A 16,335-nucleotide genomic window follows, 5' to 3' on the forward strand; every position below is an offset into this window, starting at 1 on the left:
AATGGAATTATTTAAAAAAGTATACTGGCTAGTTTATCCAATATTGATTGTTGTTTTTATGTGGATTTTTGATTTGATTTATACAACCGATAACTTAGTTTTAAAAATAGGTGTTTGTAGTGTTGTTGCTTTTATTTTATCTCCAAGAAAAAAACTAATTCTTACCCAAACAGGAAAAAGAAAACAAATTACTTGGCTTTTTTTAAAGAATCCAATTATTATTGATTAAAATCAAAAATCCACATGAAAATAATATCATATAACGTAAACGGAATTAGAGCAGCATTAAAAAAAGGATTTTTAGATTGGTTACAAGCTGCAAGTCCAGATGTAATTTGCATTCAAGAAACCAAAGCGCATAAAGAACAACTAGATTTAACTTTGTTCGAAAATGCAGGTTATCCTTATCACTATTGGTTTTCAGCACAAAAAAAAGGCTATTCATCTGTGGCCATTTTCTGTAAAGAAAAACCAAATCATATCGAATATGGTACAGGAATAGAAACTATGGATTTTGAAGGTAGAAATCTTAGAGTAGATTTTGATGAGGTTTCTATCATGAGTCTGTATTTGCCTTCTGGAACAAACTCTGCAAGGTTAGATTATAAGTTTACTTATATGGATGAATTTCAAGAATACATCAACAATTTAAAACAACAAATCCCGAATTTGGTTATTTGTGGCGACTATAATATTTGTCATGAAGAAATAGATATTCATAATCCAAAAATGAAAGGTGTTTCTGGTTTTTTACCTGAAGAAAGAACTTGGATTGGCAAATTTATCAACAACGGATTTATAGATAGTTTCCGATATTTAAACAAAGATGCTCAACAATATTCTTGGTGGAGCTACAGAGCAAATTCTAGAGCAAATAATAAAGGTTGGCGATTAGATTATGCCATGGTTTCAGAACCTTTAAAAGAAAACATTTCTAGGGCTTATATTTTACCAGAAGCCAAACATTCAGATCATTGTCCTATAGCCTTAGAGCTTGAGTTTTAACATACAAATGTCCGGTTTGCAAAAGCAGCACCTTTACTATTAAATGAAGAAATTTTTCATATTCCTTTTAATTACAAATGCTATATTTTCTCAACAAGAAAAAGATAGTTTATCAACCATAAAAATAGACACCTTAATTGTTGCAAAAGATTCTATTAAAACACCAGTTATTAAAGAATTTTTTACAGATAACGATTTAAAATTAATCGATAGTCTTTTGGTTGATGAAAAATTCAACTCACCATTAATAGATACTTTAGAATATGTTTTAGATGATAAAGACATTAAAGGCGATTTTAATCTTGTTTTAACCACAGATTTAATGAAAAGTCGGTTGGCCGATTTAAACGAAAAAACGCCTTTTAACTTAGCTTTTAATCCTGCTTTAGAAAAAGTAATTAATGGATATTTACGTTACAGAAAAAAATATTATCCAGCTTTAATGGCCAAAGCAAAATATTATTTTCCAATGTTTGAGCAGTATTTAGATCAATATGATATTCCTTTAGAAATGAAATATCTAGCCATTGTAGAATCTGCTTTAAGACCAAAAGCCAGATCTAGAGTTGGGGCTTCTGGTATGTGGCAATTTATGTACGGAACAGGAAAACAGTTCGATTTAAAAGTAAGTTCTTATGTAGATGAAAGATACGATCCTGTAAAATCTACCATTGCTGCATGTAAATATTTAAGTCAATTGTACAAAATTTTTGGTGATTGGGATTTGGCATTAGCAGCCTATAATTCAGGTCCAGGAAATGTGTCTAAAGCCATAAAACGTTCTGGAGGTTTTAAAAATTATTGGAATATAAGACCTTATTTACCAACAGAAACAGCAGGTTATGTACCTGCTTTTTATGCAACAATGTATATTTTCGAATATGCAAACGAACATAATATTTATTCAGAATTGCCTAAGTTTTTTAATTTTCAGACAGATACCATTCAGGTAAAAAGAACCATTTCTTTTGATCAGATTTCAGAAACGATAAATGTTGATGAGCAAGTTTTATCTTTTTTAAATCCGGCGTATAAATTAGATATTATTCCGCATATAAAAGATAGAAATTACGCTGTTAGGCTTCCATCAAATAAAATTATCGACTTTTTAGATAAAGAACAAGAATTGTATACTTTAGCAGATTTAGACGATGCCAAAAGAGAAAAACCTTTACCTAAATATTTTGAAATGGATAAACGTATTCGTTACAAAGTAAAAAGTGGAGATTATTTAGGTAAAATTGCCAATAAATTTGGGGTTAGGGTTAGTAATATTAAACAGTGGAATGGTTTAAAAACCAGTGATTTAAAAATTGGACAAAGACTTTATATTTATCCTAAGAGAATTCGATAAATTAATTACTTTTAGAAAAAAATAACTTTCTGTTTTAAATTAACATAAAATGGAACAATTTTTGGTGGTAAAAGAAAAACTAACCTAAAATATTATAAAATGAATCTCATGAAAAAAATACTATCAATTGTAATCTTTACCATATTGTTAAGCGCTTGTGTTGGAAACGATAAAATGATTTTAAAAGATTCTATTGGTAAAATTAACAAAGTAATGGTTGTTGCCAAAATTAGCGATTGGACAGGAGATGTGGGTACAGAAATAAGAAATTCTTTTGGCGAATTACAAGTAGGTTTACCACAGCCAGAACCAATATTATCAGTATCTCAAGTAGCTCCTAATGGATTTAGCTCAATGATGAAAGCGAGTAGAAATATTCTAATTATTAATGAAGGAGATACAGAAAATTTTACGGTTAAAAATAATGTGTATGCAAAGCCGCAAACTATTATTTATATTCAAGCAAAAGACGATGCAAGTATTATTAAAATTCTACAAGAACGTAAACAAGAAATTAGAAGAATCTTTTTAGACGCTGATATTAGTTTTACAAAAAATATTTTTTACAAAGACAGGTTAGATGATTCTCAGTTTTTAACGCTTAAAAACTTAGGGATTTCTTTAACCATACCAGATAAATTTAATAAAGTAGATGATACTGGAGAGTTTTTATGGCTACGTAACCATTTAACAAGCGGAATTGCAAAATCGGGTAGCAATAATATTTTGGTGTATTCTGTACCTTTAGAAGATAAAGAAACGGTTTCTGATAGTATTGTAGCCATTAGAAATAGAATTGGTAAAAAATATATACCTGGTTCTAAAGAAGGCATGTATATGATTACAGAAAAAGCCTACACACCATTTACTTTTGATGCCCAAATTGATGGTAGAAAAGCTTACGAAACTCGTGGTAAATGGGAGGTAAAAGACGATTTTATGGCTGGTCCATTTTTAAATTATACAATTATTGATGAAAAGAAAAACAGGTTAATTGTTTTTGAAGGATTTACGTATGCACCTTCAGTTAGTAAAAGAGCATTTTTATTTGAGTTAGAAGCTATTGCAAAATCGATGAAGATTCAATAAAAAGTAAATTACAATCCATAAAAAATGCCGCTTTTAGCGGCATTTTTTTTTGGTGATCTATAATTTAATATCCTATTTTTTCTCTTACTCTTTTTAAAACATCGTTGGCTACCAAGGTTGCTTTTTCTGCACCTATAGTTAACGCTTCATCAATTTCATTTTTATTTTCCATAAAATGATGGTAACGTTCTCTAATTGTAGCAAACTTATCAAGAATTAATTCGTACAAAGCTTGTTTTGCGTGTCCATAACCATAATTTCCACCTTCGTAATTTGCTCTCATTTCAGCAATTTGATCATCAGAAGCTAATAATTTATAAAGCGCAAAAACATTATCTGTATCAGGGTCTTTAGGTTCTTCTAAACCTTTGCTATCCGTTTTAATAGACATTACTTGTTTTCTTAGCTTTTTATCCGCTAAAAAAATATTAATAATGTTATTTCTAGATTTACTCATTTTTTCGCCATCAATACCAGGTACTAATTTTGTGTTTTCTTGAATCTTAGCCTCTGGTGCAACTAATGTTTTACCAACAATGTTATTAAAACGATTGGCAACATCTCTAGTCATTTCTAAATGTTGCAATTGATCTTTACCTACAGGTACAATTTCTGCATCATATAATAAAATATCTGCAGCCATTAACATTGGGTAAGTAAATAAACCTGCATTTACATCTGCAAGTCTGTCTGCTTTGTCTTTAAAACCGTGAGCTAAAGTTAATCTTTGATACGGAAAAAAACAGCTTAAATACCACGTTAATTCTGTTACTTGTGGTATATCACTTTGTCTGTAAAATATCGTTTTATTAATATCTAAACCACAAGCAAGCCAAGTAGCAGCAACACTATACGTGTTTTCTCTTAATAAATCTCCATCTTTAATTTGCGTTAAAGAATGCATATCTGCAATAAAAATAAAAGATTCATTTTCTGGACTATTTGCCATTTTTATAGCGGGTAAAATAGCACCTAATAAATTTCCTAAATGCGGTGTTCCTGTACTTTGAACTCCAGTTAAAATTCTTGACATTTACTTATAATTTTAAGATAAAATTAAAAAAGAGTGTTATAAAAACACTTTAAGAGCGCAAAAATAAGGTTTTGATTTATAAAATCAATAAACAAAAGAATATTAGTATTTTTGATGTTTATGAAGTATTTAAAAATACCTTTTCTATTAATTTGGCGCGCATGGTTTTACATTTTAATGGTAATAACAATTTTGTTGATGCTCCCTTTTTTGTTTGCATTAACAGCAAAAGAATCTTACTATCCTACCTTTTGGAAAATGGTTAGAATTTGGTCTAAAGTATTGATTTACGGAATGGGTTTTCGTTTAAAAATACAAAACGATCAAGTAATAGAAAGAGACAAAAGTTATATGTTTTGCCCCAATCATACGTCGTTAATGGATCCGTTTGTGTTGGTGGTTCTCAGCAAAAATCCGATTGTTTTTGTAGGTAAAAAAGAATTTGTAAAGATTCCAATTTTCGGTTTTTTCTACAAAAAAGTTGTTATTATGGTAGATAGAAGCGATGCAAAAAGTAGAAAACAAGTATTTGAATTGGCAAAAAAGAAATTGCAAAATGGTACTAGTATGGCTATTTTTCCTGAAGGATTAGTGCCTACAGAAAACACAGTTTTGGCTTCTTTTAAAAAAGGTGCTTTTAGTTTAGCAATAGAATACAAAATGCCAATTGTACCACAAATTTATTACGATTGTAAACGACTTTTTTCTTGGGATTTTTTTAAAGGCGGTCCTGGTGTTTTTAGAATTCATCAACATAAATTTATTGAAACTAAAAATTTAGAAAAAAAAGATGTAGAAAGTTTAAAAGACCAAACTTTTAATGTAATGTATAACGATTTGATAAATGATAAAAAGTTTATGAAAGACACAAATAGACCTAATAATGAGCGAGAATTTAAATCACTTATATAGCAGTAAAGAAGAGAAATTAAATATAATTTCTCATGGTTTTGGATTGGTTTTAAGTGTTGTAGCTTTTCCTTTTTTGGTGATAAAATCATTTAATTTTGATGATTTTTGGAAACCAACTAGTTTTATCATTTATGGCTTAAGTATGATTGTTTTGTATGCAGCCTCTACTTTTTATCACGCAGCAAAACATCCGAAGAAAAGAAGACGCTTAAATATTTTTGATCATGCAGCTATTTATGTTTTAATTGCTGGTAGTTATTCTCCTTTTTGTTTGGTAGGTTTAGATTCTAAATTAGGTTGGTATATGTTTTTGTTTGTTTGGCTTTTTGCACTTACAGGCATCATTTTAAAACTATTTTTTACGGGTAAATTCGATAAAATTTCAACAGCAATGTATTTGCTTATGGGTTGGCAAGTAATGTTTTTTATAAAACCTTTAATGAGTAGTATTTCTGTCGAAAATTTTCAATATTTAGTGGCTGGTGGAGTGTTTTATTCAGCGGGTGCAATTTTGTATTCTATTAAAAAAATACCCTACAACCATGCCATTTTTCATCTTTTTGTATTGTTAGGAAGTTTTAGTCATTTTTTGGCAATTTATAATTTATAAAACCCAATTTTTAAAAGGATTTTTACTGATACTCGAGTTGTAATATTCGATCTTTCCAGTAACTTCTTTGCCTAACCAATTAGGTTTTTTAAAGGTTTCATTTTCTGAATTTAATTCAATTTCAGCAACAATTAAACCTTCGTTATCACCATAAAATTCGTCAATTTCATAAGTATGATGATCGCTTTTTACTAGAAAACGAGTTTTATCAATAATAGAAGGTTCGCATAACAAAAGTAATTCTTCAGCTTCGTTTTTATCAATTTCTTTTTCCCATTCAAAACGTGTAGTACCAGAAGAATTTGTTTTACCTTTTATGGTTAAAAATGCTTTGTTATCAGCAATTCTAACTCTAACAGTTCTGTTTTTGTCAGAATTTAAGTACCCTTGTTTAATTATTTTTTTTTGATATGCTTCAGATTTGAATTCGTCATTTATCACTAAAAATTTTCTTTCTATTTCTAAACTCATAAAAATTATTTCAATTTTGCACTAATGTAGCTCTTTTTAACGTTAATTTACAATATTTAAATATCTTTGGTAATATAATCAGTTTTATGAAAAAAGTAATTTTTCTTCTTCTTTTATGTATGTATTCTACCGTTTTTTCTCAAATAGATTATAGCGATTCTTGGGAAGATTTTTATTCTTATAATAATGTAAAAGATTTTGTAAAAGTTGATGATATCATCTATGCTTTAGCAGATAATGCCGTTTTTACTTTTAACGAAACAACTTTAGAAATTGAGAAATTTTCATCAATTCAGGGTTTGTCTGGTGAAACAACTTCTGCAATTTATTACAGTGCTACTTACGATAGATTGATTATTGGTTATGAAAATGGTTTAGTAGAGGTTATAGATCAAGATAATAGCATAACCATTTCTTCGGATATTGTGAACTTTAATCAATCTGGTAATAAGAGCATCAACCACATTTCTGAATCTGGTAACATTTTATATTTAGCTACACCTTTTGCTATTGTTGAATATAATATCGAAAAATTAGAATTTGGTGATACTTTTTTTATTGGAAATAGCTCAACATCGTTAGTGATTCATCAAACTCTTGTAGAAAATAATACCATTTACGCAGCAACAGAAGATGGTGTTTTTACTGCGGATGTTAGTAACAATTTATTGATTGATTTTAACAACTGGAATCAAAATTTTGCTGGTCGTGAATTTAGCAATATTTCTTTTTTTAATAATCAAGTCTATGTTTCAGAGGGCAATAAATTATATCAATTCAATAATGGAACTTTAACACAAGTTAGAGACTTTTTTCAGACGATTATTGCATTAAATTCATCAAGCTCACATTTAACGGTTACACTAAACAAAAGTGCAGTAGTTTTAGATACATCTAACAGCCAAACAGCTAATTTTACAACGACTACAGATTTTGATTTTACTTTATCTAATTCATTATTTGTAGATGAAACTATTTATTTAGCCACAGAAGAATTCGGAATTTTAAAAACAACTTCTTCTCAGGCTAATACTTTCGAAGAAATTCATCCAGAAGGACCTTTGTCTAATGATGTGTTTTCGATACAAGTAAAAAATAATGATCTCTGGGTAGTTTATGGGGGGTATGATATAACCTATACACCAACACAATCTAAAAAAGGTTTTAGTCATTTTAACGGAGAAAACTGGATTAATACTCCTTATGACTCTAGTTATCCTGTAACCGATTTAAACTATGTTTCTATAGATCCTAATCACGAAAATAGAGTTTACATCAGTTCTTTTGGAGCTACAAATAATGAGAATTTACTTAATACTGGAGGTTTGTTAGTTGTAGAAAATGATGAGATAAAAACTTTTTACAATCAATTAAATAGTCCTTTAGAAGATATTGAAGCTACAAATCCTAACATAGTAACAGTAAGAGTTAGTGGTTCTGCATTTGACAGTCAAGGTAATTTGTGGGTTTCAAGTATTAGTAGACGCGAAGAGTTAAAAAAGTTATCGCAAAATGGTCAATGGACTAGCTTTGACTTAAGTGATTTAAAAACAGTTCCTTCGCAATTAGGGTTAAGTGAAATTGCTATAAGTAGCAATAATACTATTTGGATGGGTACTAGAAGAAATGGTGTTTATGTATATAATGAAAATGGAAATAGAAAAAGAGCATTAATTGCCACCGAAAATTTAGGAAATTTACCAGATACAGATGTGTTAACTGTAGCTATTGATAAAAGTGGCAGAGTCTGGTTAGGTACAAGAACAGGAATGGTTGTTTTTAGAAACGCATCTACTGTTTTTGATGCTGATGTTTTAAATGCAGAACCAGTTATTATAGAAGAGAATGGATTAGGTGAGCGCTTGTTAGGCGATCAAAGAATTAATACCATTTTTGTAGATGGTGCAGATAACAAATGGTTTGGTACAGATAGTGGAGGTGTTTTGTACACAAATCCTTCTGGGCAAACTACTTTAGCCAATTTCAGTAAAGATAATTCTCCTTTGCCTTCTAACAGAATTCTAAAAATTAGAGTAGATAAAAGTACAGGTAAAGTTTACTTTGCAACAGATAAAGGTATTGTAGCCTACAATAGTAATGTTGCACCTTTTGGAGAAATTTTGGCAGAGGTTTATGCATACCCAAATCCTGCTTTAAAAAACCACGAAACTGTAACTATTGATGGTAGAAATGGTACACATTTACCTCAAGGTACTAATGTTAAAATTTTAGATGTTGCAGGTAATTTAGTTTACGAAACCAATGTTGTAGAAGGGCAAGAATTACAAGGAGGTAAAGTAGTTTGGAACAAGAAAAATTTAGCAGGCCATAAAGTAGCTTCTGGTATTTATATTGTTTTATTATCTAATGATGATGCTACTGAAACAACCACCACAAAAATTGCAATTGTAAATTAATGGCTGTTGTAACCACGAAAGCAATTGTTCTAAGTTCATTAAAATATGGTGATACTAGCTTAATTGTAAAATGTTATACAGAAGAAGATGGTGTAAAAACCTATTTGATTAGAGGTGTGCTTAAACCTAAAAAGAAAGGTATAAAAGCAGCTTATTTTCAACCTCTTACTCAGTTAAAAATAGTTGCCAATCACAATAATAAAAACACTTTAAATTCTATTAAAGATGTACAAGTTATTCATCCTTATAAAACCATACATTCAGATATTGTAAAGCAATCTGTGGTGTTTTTTTTATCAGAAATTTTAACGAGTTCTATACAAGAAGAAGAGCAAAATAAAACCTTATATAGTTATTTAGAAACGGCTTTTATATGGCTAGATATTCATGATAAAATTGCCAATTTTCATTTATTATTTTTATTGAATTTAACTGGTTTTTTAGGATTTTATCCAGACATGTCTCAAAAAGAGAAAATGGGTTTTAATATTTTAGAAGGCAGATTCTCTGATGATATACAAGATAAAAATGTTATTCATAAAAACGATTTTTATCAATTTAAAAAGCTGTTAGGCATAAATTTTGATAGGATAGAAAACGTGTCTTACAGTAAAGATGAAAGACAACTGGTATTGCAAATGATTATAAAGTATTTTAAATTACATTTGGGCAGTTTTAGAGAACCCAAATCTTTACAAGTTTTAGAAACCGTTTTTAGTTTATGATGAAACATTATATTTTTCTTTTTTGTGTATTAATTAGTAGTATTTCTTTGGCTCAAAAAGTTAAAGTTTTAAATAAAGAAACGGGTAAAGTGGTTAAAAATGTTAACGTTTTTAATTTTGATAATACTGTAAGTTTAACTACTGATAATAATGGATTAACAGATCTTTCATCAATCAAAGAAGGCGAAATTATTTATTTTTCTCATTTGTCTTACGCTGTTTTAAAAATTAAGAAATCGAAGTTAAGAGAGCTAAATTTTATCGTAAAGTTGGCTAAAGAATCAGAAGAGTTAGATGAGGTTATAATTTCATCTTTTAAAAAAGAAGAAAAAGCAAAACGTATTGCAGAGCAAATCGCTGTACTGTCTTCTAAAGATATTCAAAAAGTATCGCCCCAAACTTCAGCAGATTTATTGGCTACGATTCCTGGTATAAAAGTGCAAAAATCTCAGTTTGGTGGAGGTAGCCCAGTAATTCGTGGTATGGAATCTAATCGTGTTTTGTTGGTGGTAGATGGTGTTAGAATGAATAACGCAATTTATAGAAAAGGGCATTTGCAAAACTCTATTACTTTATCGCCAAATTTGTTAGATAAAACAGAAGTTGTTTTTGGACCATCGTCTGTAATGTATGGTTCTGATGCTTTAGGTGGAGTTATCCATTATTATACAAAAACACCTAAATTATCCGAAGAAACAAAAGTTAATAGTCAATTATTTTCTAGGTATTCTTCTGTAAATCAAGAAATAACTACCAATGTTTCTGCAGAAGTTAGTTTTAGCAATTGGGCTTCTTTTACAAGTGTCTCTTATTCTGATTTTGGCAATTTAAAAACAGGAACAAATAGAAATCACGGTTTTTCAGACTGGGGAAAAGTATTCTATTTTTCAGAAAATATAAATGGAAATTATGAAGAAAACCCGACCTTAAATACAGATCCAAATAGATTAAAAAACACAGGATACAATCAAACAGATGTTTTGCAAAAATTCTTTGTACCATTATCTAAAAACACCGATTTAAAAGTTAATTTACAATATTCTACATCATCAGATATCCAAAGATTTGACAGATTAACTGAGCTTACAGATGCAACAGATTCTTCTTCGCTAAAGTTTGCAGAATGGTATTATGGACCTCAAGATAGGTTGTTAATTTCATCGCAACTTTTAATCAACCCAAATAAAAATTGGTTAGAAAGTGGAGCAATTACAGCTGCATATCAAAATATAAAAGAAAGTAGAATTCAAAGGAAATTTGGAAGTTTAGAGCGATCTTATAGAGAAGAAACTGTAAATGTATTTAGTGTAAATGGAGATTTTTCTGTACCAATTGATGTAAAAAAAACAAGAATTCTTTCTTACGGTTTTGAAGTTGCAAACAACGATTTGACCTCTAATTCTTTTGGTAAAACTTTAAATATAGTAGATGGACAAATTAATGGTTTTTCTAATGATTTTAAAGTACAATCTCGTTACGCAGATGGTGGAAGCAATTACTTAAGTTCTGCTGTTTATATTGGGTATAGACAAGATGTAAATAGTAAATCTACCTTAAATTCTGGTATTCGTTATACTAACACACACTTAAATGCAAAATGGATAGACGAAACATTTTTAGATTTACCAACTACAACAGTAAGTACTCATAATTCTGCTGTTACTGCAACTTTGGGCTATGCTTATAAACCCAATATAAATTGGCAAATAAATGGAGTTTTATCTTCCGGTTTTCGCTCTCCTAATATAGATGATGTTGCAAGAGTTCGCGAAAAATCTGGTAATGTAACCATTCCTAATTTTGATGTAAAACCAGAATATGCATACAGTTCAGAAATTAGTGTTCAGAAATATTTTAATAATAGAAAGTTTAGATTAGGAGCAAATCTATATTACACTTTACTAGACAATTACATTCAAAGAGATTATGTTTTTAACGCTGATGGTAGTATAAAACAAGTAGAGTTTGATGGTGAATTTGGTAATGCAGTAAATAATCAAAATAAAGGAAACGCATATATTTTAGGGTACACTGTGAACTATTTGGGTAAAATTTCTGACCTTATCAATACATCTGGTTTTATAACTTACACTAAAGGTAGAACTTACGATACTGAAGAACCAATGTCTTCAATTCCGCCCTTATTTGGTCAGTTTCAGCTAAATTATAGAAAAAATAAAATTGCTTTTGGTGCAGAATTTAGATTTAACAGCAAAAAAGATATCGAAGATTTTAACTTTACAGAAGGAATAGATAATCACGATTTAACTCCTATTGTAGATGCCAATGCTACAAATGATGAAGATATTTATTATGGTGCACCAAGTTGGATGACCTTTGGCTTAAATGGAAGTTATGATGTAAATAATAACATTTCTGTACAAGCAAGATTAGACAATCTCTTTGATGAACATTATATAGAATTTGCTTCTGGAGTTTCTTCTCCTGGTAGAAATTTATCGGTTTCTTTTACGGCAAATTTTTAAAAGATTACTTTTTTCGTTTTCCTTCATCAGTAAAGTTATCACTTAAAGCACGTTCTGTTTTTATAATTGATACTAAGATCGATAACATTACCAAAACCATTGGCTCCCAAGAAATTTCTTTGGCAGAAAACTGCGCAAGTACTAAACCTCCTAAAAGAGATATACCTGAATAAAAAAGTAGGGTTTTGTTAAAATTAGTATTTGCAAAATCCCAAATTTCTTGGTTTTGCATTGCTTTAAAAGTTCTGTAGCCATAAAAGTTGTTGATTTTCTTTGGTGGAAATTTCCAAAAAATAACACTTAATAAGAATAACAAACCATTAGTGGTTAAAACATATATAAAAGGACTCATTTTCTTTCTTTTTTCTTTTAATTATTTCTTAGGTCTTAATAAACCTTCTTGTGTTAACGAAGCTATCAATTTACCATCTCTTGTAAAAATATTTGCTTTACACAAGCCTCTTGCACCATAGGCATTTGGTGATTCTGCAGACAATAGCATCCAATCATTAAAATCAAAATCTCTAAAAAACCACATAGAATGATCTAAACTCGCAGTCATGGTATTCCCAAAATTGTAATCTTTTGCATTCGGATTAAAAGCAGCATTTAACACATTATAATCAGAAATATAGGTCAAAATTTGATGTTTCATTTGGATGTTCATTTCTGGAAGATCTCCCTTTAATTTAAACCAAACTTCTTCTTTTGGAGGCCTGTTTTTAGGTTCTAAAGGATTTGGGACAACCAAAGGTTTAAATGCAATTGGCCTTTCTATTTCTAAAAATGCTTTTATACTTTTTGGTAAAAAATCGCCAAACTTAACAGCCATATCATCCCAACTTAATAGTTCTTCGGGTTGCTTAATATTCGTTTTCATGGCAACTTGATGTTCAAATCCTTCTTCTTTTTTATGAAAAGAAGCAGCCAGAATAAATATGGTTTTACCATTCTGACTTGCAGTAACTCTTCTTGTAGAAAAACTACCACCATTTCTAACCTCAGAAACATCGTATTCTATAGGAATTGTTAAATCTCCAGATTCTAAAAAATACGAATGTAAAGAATGTAAAAAACGATTTTCTGGAATTGTTCTATACGCAGCATGTACAGCTTGCGCCAGCACTTGACCACCAAATACAATTGCACTTCCAATGGTTACACTTTCTCCTAAAAACTTGTTTTTTGTGACTTCTTTTAAAGATAAAAGAGAGATGAGTTCTTTACTATTCTTCATTAAAATTTATGATTTAAATGGAAATTTTTGACGAAAAGATGTAGGTTGTACATATTGCAAAAATAACTTTAAAATTTTATTTGTGATACTTTTTTTATGACGAAGATACATGGTTAAATCTTGTGGAACTGCGCCTACAGAACTTTTTATTTCGCTTGCTGTTCTTCCAAAATTAACGGTTTTTAATTTTTTTTCAATGGCAATTTCTACATAATCATATAGCATTCTTTGATAAATGGCATATTTTTTATTCAGTTTGTAATCAATTCCTACAAAATGAGCGTCCAAAGATTTTTGGTTGATGACACCAGACATAAATCCTACAATTTTATCATTTATGCTGTAGGTTTTTAAGATGTAATTGCTGCCTAGTTTTTCTTTAAAATCTTTGTACGTTTCTAAATTAAAATTGGCCAGATTAAAATCTGCACCAGAACTCACCTTTTTATATAAAGCTGTCATTTTGGGTAATTTTTCATCAATATTATCTAAGGTAACATCTTCTATTAACAGACTTTTACTCAATACCAAAGCTCTTTTTGCTTTTACTCGGAATTTTGTTTTCATAGCCATTAAATAATCATCAAAAGTTGCCCAGTTTTTAGGTAATTTTAATTTCATATTTGGCTCTACAGAAAAAGGATGATAATTGTACGCTTTTAATTCGTCTGTAATCAATAAAGATTCGTTTACAAAATCTTTCATTAAAAAGGCATCGATTTTTGTTTTAAGGTCTTTTTTTAAGTTTAAAAAGTAATTTATACTTTCTGCCAGTTCTTTAAGAATTGCATTTTTATCTTCGTCTTTTTTGATAAAAACGCCATGTTCTCCGCTCACAAAAATGTTTCCACAGATTAACAATTTTAAAGGTTTGTTATCTGGAATTATATGCAGTTTTTTACCAATAGTTCTTAAAAATTCTAAATCATTTTTAATGGAATTTACATTAAAATCAACAATTTTTAAATTGGCAATTGCAGTTGGTTTTCTATTCTTATCAATCAGAACAATATAAGCAAAGCCAATTTCTGGATGATTTTTTTCTAATGATTTTAAATAATTAGGATGAAAATAAAAATTATTATTACAAGCTAAATCTTCCCAAATTTCAGCAGGAATTGCATCAACAGAATCAAAAATTAACGATGTATTTGTGTTAGTATTGCAAATCAAACAACTATAAAGGTTTTAGGATTAAATGCATATAAATTATGCGTATTTCTTATTTAAAAAAAGATAAAGATGCTAAAAAAATATGGTTTACTAAAAGTTACCTTATAATTGTCGTTTTTTTCTTTTTATACTTTCTAAAACATTAAAAATGTTTTTAAATGTTATGTTTTTTTTAACAAAATATTAAATAGTTGCACATGCAACTAAGAAGTTGATTTATTTACTTTTGCACAGTGAAAACAAAAGATTTAGATATAGATTTTGAAAATTCTATTGGGCCTTGGCTGGGTAGAACAGGTAAACTGGTAGATTATTTTGTTCAAGAATCTTTTAATGCTAAAGGTTTAGATTTAACCAAAGAACAAATGATAGTTTTAAAAAAATTAACATTTCGAGATGGTTTAAATCAAAATGAATTGGCTTACTTAACCTTAAGAGACAAGTCTTCTTTAACCCGTTTATTGTCTAAAATGGAAAAGAAGAATTATATTTTTAGAGAGCAAAGTAAAGAAGATAAACGCATTAAAAACGTGTATTTAACCAAGTTTGGTAAAGAGATTTATGAAAAAACCAAACCTGTTATTCAGAACTTAATATCTACAATGGAACAAAACATTTCACAAGAAGAAAAGCAACAAATCATTAAAATTTTTAAACAAATACAAACTAATTTTAACTCTAAAATAGAGCACATTTAACTAACCATATATGAGAAAAATAATACTTGCTGTACTAGGAGTTGCTGCCATTGTAGGGGCAATTTTTTTAGGTAATTATCTAATAGATATAAATCAGAAACCAAAACCAAAATTTAAAAAACAAATTAAAACAGTTTTTGTAGAAAAGGTACAGAACACAGAAATACCAATCATTTTATCTGCAAGTGGTAATTTAACTGCCAAAAATAAAATTGAAATATATTCAGAAGTTTCTGGGGTTTTAAAACCATCAAAAAAATTGTTTAAAGCAGGTTCTCAATATTACAGAGGCGAAACTTTATTGAGCTTAAATAACGATGAGTTTTACGCGAGTTTGCAATCTCAGAAAAGTAATTTATACAATTTAATTACGGCAATTTTACCGGATTTAAGATTAGATTATCCTTCAGAATTTACAAAATGGGAAACCTATTTACAAGGTTTTGATATGAACAAATCAACGCCAAAAATGCCTGAATTTTCTACAGATAAAGAAAGATATTTTATTTCTGGTAGAGGCATTTTAACAGCCTACTACAATGTAAAGAATTTAGAAGTTCGTTTGTCCAAATATCAAATCAAAGCGCCTTTTTCGGGTATTTTAACAGAAGCCTTAGTGAGTCCTGGTTCTTTGGTAAGAGTGGGGCAAAAATTAGGAGAATTTATAGATCCAAGCATTTACGAAATGGAAGTGTCTATCAATTCTGAATATGCAGATTTATTAAAAGTGGGTAATGATGTTGCGCTTTCTAATTTAGAAAAAACAAAAAATTATACAGGTAAAGTGGTTCGTGTAAATGGTAAAGTAGATCAGGTATCGCAAACCGTAAAAGCATTCATCGATGTTAAACACAAAGATTTAAAAGAAGGAATGTATTTAGAAGCCAATTTGGTTGCTAAATCAGAATCGGATGCTATAGAAATTCCTAGAAAGTTATTGGTAGATAATACTGCAGTGTATACAGTTAAGAATGATAGTGTTTTAACGCTTTCAAAAATCAATCCTGTTTATTTTAGTGATGAAACTGTGGTTATAAAAGGACTTAAAAATAACGCAAACTTAGTTACGCAAACTTTACCAGGTGCTTTTAATGGTATGATTGTAAAAACAAACAAAGAGTAATT

Annotated in this window: 16 protein-coding genes; 11 read left to right on the forward strand and 5 right to left on the reverse strand. The window is 29.3% G+C overall.

What is annotated here, in order from left to right; translation table 11 throughout:
* Position 1: 1 nt before the first annotated feature.
* The 4 genes from ACWYN7_RS00345 (at position 2) to ACWYN7_RS00360 (ending at position 3,448) form a co-directional block, all read left to right on the forward strand.
* Positions 2-229: a hypothetical protein gene (locus ACWYN7_RS00345; protein ID WP_462857856.1), complete on the forward strand. Its 228-nt coding sequence runs from the start codon at positions 2-4 to the stop codon at positions 227-229.
* Positions 230-243: 14 nt separating this feature from the next.
* Positions 244-1,005: an exodeoxyribonuclease III gene (locus ACWYN7_RS00350; RefSeq protein ID WP_462857857.1), complete on the forward strand. Its 762-nt coding sequence runs from the start codon at positions 244-246 to the stop codon at positions 1,003-1,005.
* 43 nt (positions 1,006-1,048) lie between these two features.
* Positions 1,049-2,359 (forward strand): lytic transglycosylase domain-containing protein, encoded by a 1,311-nt coding sequence (locus tag ACWYN7_RS00355; protein WP_462857858.1) that lies wholly within the window; start codon positions 1,049-1,051, stop codon positions 2,357-2,359.
* Positions 2,360-2,467: 108 nt separating this feature from the next.
* Positions 2,468-3,448: a DUF4837 family protein gene (locus ACWYN7_RS00360; protein ID WP_462857859.1), complete on the forward strand. Its 981-nt coding sequence runs from the start codon at positions 2,468-2,470 to the stop codon at positions 3,446-3,448.
* Positions 3,449-3,512: 64 nt separating this feature from the next.
* Here ACWYN7_RS00360 and trpS read toward each other — a convergent pair whose 3' ends face one another.
* A complete protein-coding gene (gene trpS / locus ACWYN7_RS00365) occupies positions 3,513-4,481 on the reverse strand; it encodes a tryptophan--tRNA ligase (RefSeq protein WP_459486530.1) in 969 nt (322 codons plus the stop codon).
* Between the two features lie 198 nt (positions 4,482-4,679).
* Here trpS and ACWYN7_RS00370 point away from each other — a divergent pair, with 198 nt between their 5' ends.
* On the forward strand, positions 4,680-5,393 hold the full coding sequence (locus tag ACWYN7_RS00370) for a lysophospholipid acyltransferase family protein (protein ID WP_462857860.1): 714 nt from the start codon (positions 4,680-4,682) through the stop codon (positions 5,391-5,393).
* Positions 5,365-6,003 (forward strand): PAQR family membrane homeostasis protein TrhA, encoded by a 639-nt coding sequence (gene trhA / locus ACWYN7_RS00375; protein WP_462857861.1) that lies wholly within the window; start codon positions 5,365-5,367, stop codon positions 6,001-6,003. The genes ACWYN7_RS00370 and trhA overlap by 29 nt, the downstream gene beginning before the upstream one ends.
* Here trhA and ACWYN7_RS00380 read toward each other — a convergent pair.
* The gene (locus tag ACWYN7_RS00380) at positions 5,998-6,474 is read right to left on the reverse strand and encodes a CYTH domain-containing protein (RefSeq protein WP_462857862.1); all 477 of its coding nucleotides are present in this window, start codon (positions 6,472-6,474) and stop codon (positions 5,998-6,000) included. The genes trhA and ACWYN7_RS00380 overlap by 6 nt on opposite strands.
* Positions 6,475-6,560: 86 nt before the next feature.
* Between ACWYN7_RS00380 and porZ the strand changes: the two genes are divergently transcribed.
* Genes porZ through ACWYN7_RS00395 form a run of 3 tightly spaced genes read left to right on the forward strand, consistent with a single transcriptional unit; the run spans position 6,561 to position 12,102 of the window.
* Positions 6,561-8,891, forward strand: a complete 2,331-nt coding sequence (porZ, locus tag ACWYN7_RS00385; RefSeq protein ID WP_462857863.1) for a type IX secretion system anionic LPS delivery protein PorZ — start codon at positions 6,561-6,563, stop codon at positions 8,889-8,891.
* Complete coding sequence (gene recO / locus ACWYN7_RS00390; protein WP_462857864.1) at positions 8,891-9,616, forward strand: DNA repair protein RecO; 726 nt, start codon at positions 8,891-8,893, stop codon at positions 9,614-9,616. Before porZ ends, recO begins: the two co-directional genes overlap by 1 nt.
* Positions 9,613-12,102, forward strand: a complete 2,490-nt coding sequence (locus tag ACWYN7_RS00395) for a TonB-dependent receptor (protein WP_462857865.1) — start codon at positions 9,613-9,615, stop codon at positions 12,100-12,102. Before recO ends, ACWYN7_RS00395 begins: the two co-directional genes overlap by 4 nt.
* 4 nt (positions 12,103-12,106) lie before the next feature.
* Here ACWYN7_RS00395 and ACWYN7_RS00400 read toward each other — a convergent pair whose 3' ends face one another.
* From ACWYN7_RS00400 to ACWYN7_RS00410, 3 genes are read right to left on the reverse strand one after another with little or no spacing between them, the layout of a single operon-like run.
* A complete protein-coding gene (locus tag ACWYN7_RS00400; RefSeq protein ID WP_462857866.1) occupies positions 12,107-12,454 on the reverse strand; it encodes an SdpI family protein in 348 nt (115 codons plus the stop codon).
* 21 nt (positions 12,455-12,475) lie between these two features.
* Positions 12,476-13,339 carry an acyl-CoA thioesterase gene (locus ACWYN7_RS00405; RefSeq protein WP_462857867.1) on the reverse strand — a complete coding sequence of 288 codons (864 nt, stop codon included), beginning with the start codon at positions 13,337-13,339 and terminating at the stop codon, positions 12,476-12,478.
* A gap of 6 nt (positions 13,340-13,345) precedes the next feature.
* Complete coding sequence (locus ACWYN7_RS00410) at positions 13,346-14,512, reverse strand: GNAT family N-acetyltransferase (protein ID WP_462857868.1); 1,167 nt, start codon at positions 14,510-14,512, stop codon at positions 13,346-13,348.
* A 233-nt stretch (positions 14,513-14,745) separates the two neighbouring features.
* Here ACWYN7_RS00410 and ACWYN7_RS00415 point away from each other — a divergent pair, with 233 nt between their 5' ends.
* Both ACWYN7_RS00415 and ACWYN7_RS00420 read left to right on the forward strand, forming a co-directional pair.
* A complete protein-coding gene (locus tag ACWYN7_RS00415; protein WP_462857869.1) occupies positions 14,746-15,210 on the forward strand; it encodes a MarR family winged helix-turn-helix transcriptional regulator in 465 nt (154 codons plus the stop codon).
* A 10-nt stretch (positions 15,211-15,220) separates the two neighbouring features.
* Positions 15,221-16,333, forward strand: coding sequence for an efflux RND transporter periplasmic adaptor subunit (locus tag ACWYN7_RS00420; RefSeq protein ID WP_462857870.1), 1,113 nt, complete (start codon positions 15,221-15,223; stop codon positions 16,331-16,333).
* Positions 16,334-16,335: the final 2 nt, after the last annotated feature.

Source organism: Polaribacter sp. M10, from assembly GCF_054968445.1.

Coding starts and splice junctions, on each gene's coding strand:
- ACWYN7_RS00360 (WP_462857859.1), top strand. CDS start 2,468: ATGAAAAAAATACTATCAATTGTAATCTTTACCATATTGTTAAGCGCT.
- ACWYN7_RS00370 (WP_462857860.1), top strand. CDS start 4,680: ATGCTCCCTTTTTTGTTTGCATTAACAGCAAAAGAATCTTACTATCCT.
- ACWYN7_RS00395 (WP_462857865.1), top strand. CDS start 9,613: ATGATGAAACATTATATTTTTCTTTTTTGTGTATTAATTAGTAGTATT.
- trhA (WP_462857861.1), top strand. CDS start 5,365: ATGAGCGAGAATTTAAATCACTTATATAGCAGTAAAGAAGAGAAATTA.
- ACWYN7_RS00400 (WP_462857866.1), bottom strand. CDS start 12,454: ATGAGTCCTTTTATATATGTTTTAACCACTAATGGTTTGTTATTCTTA.
- ACWYN7_RS00380 (WP_462857862.1), bottom strand. CDS start 6,474: ATGAGTTTAGAAATAGAAAGAAAATTTTTAGTGATAAATGACGAATTC.
- ACWYN7_RS00355 (WP_462857858.1), top strand. CDS start 1,049: ATGAAGAAATTTTTCATATTCCTTTTAATTACAAATGCTATATTTTCT.
- ACWYN7_RS00350 (WP_462857857.1), top strand. CDS start 244: ATGAAAATAATATCATATAACGTAAACGGAATTAGAGCAGCATTAAAA.
- ACWYN7_RS00405 (WP_462857867.1), bottom strand. CDS start 13,339: ATGAAGAATAGTAAAGAACTCATCTCTCTTTTATCTTTAAAAGAAGTC.
- trpS (WP_459486530.1), bottom strand. CDS start 4,481: ATGTCAAGAATTTTAACTGGAGTTCAAAGTACAGGAACACCGCATTTA.
- porZ (WP_462857863.1), top strand. CDS start 6,561: ATGAAAAAAGTAATTTTTCTTCTTCTTTTATGTATGTATTCTACCGTT.
- recO (WP_462857864.1), top strand. CDS start 8,891: ATGGCTGTTGTAACCACGAAAGCAATTGTTCTAAGTTCATTAAAATAT.
- ACWYN7_RS00420 (WP_462857870.1), top strand. CDS start 15,221: ATGAGAAAAATAATACTTGCTGTACTAGGAGTTGCTGCCATTGTAGGG.
- ACWYN7_RS00345 (WP_462857856.1), top strand. CDS start 2: ATGGAATTATTTAAAAAAGTATACTGGCTAGTTTATCCAATATTGATT.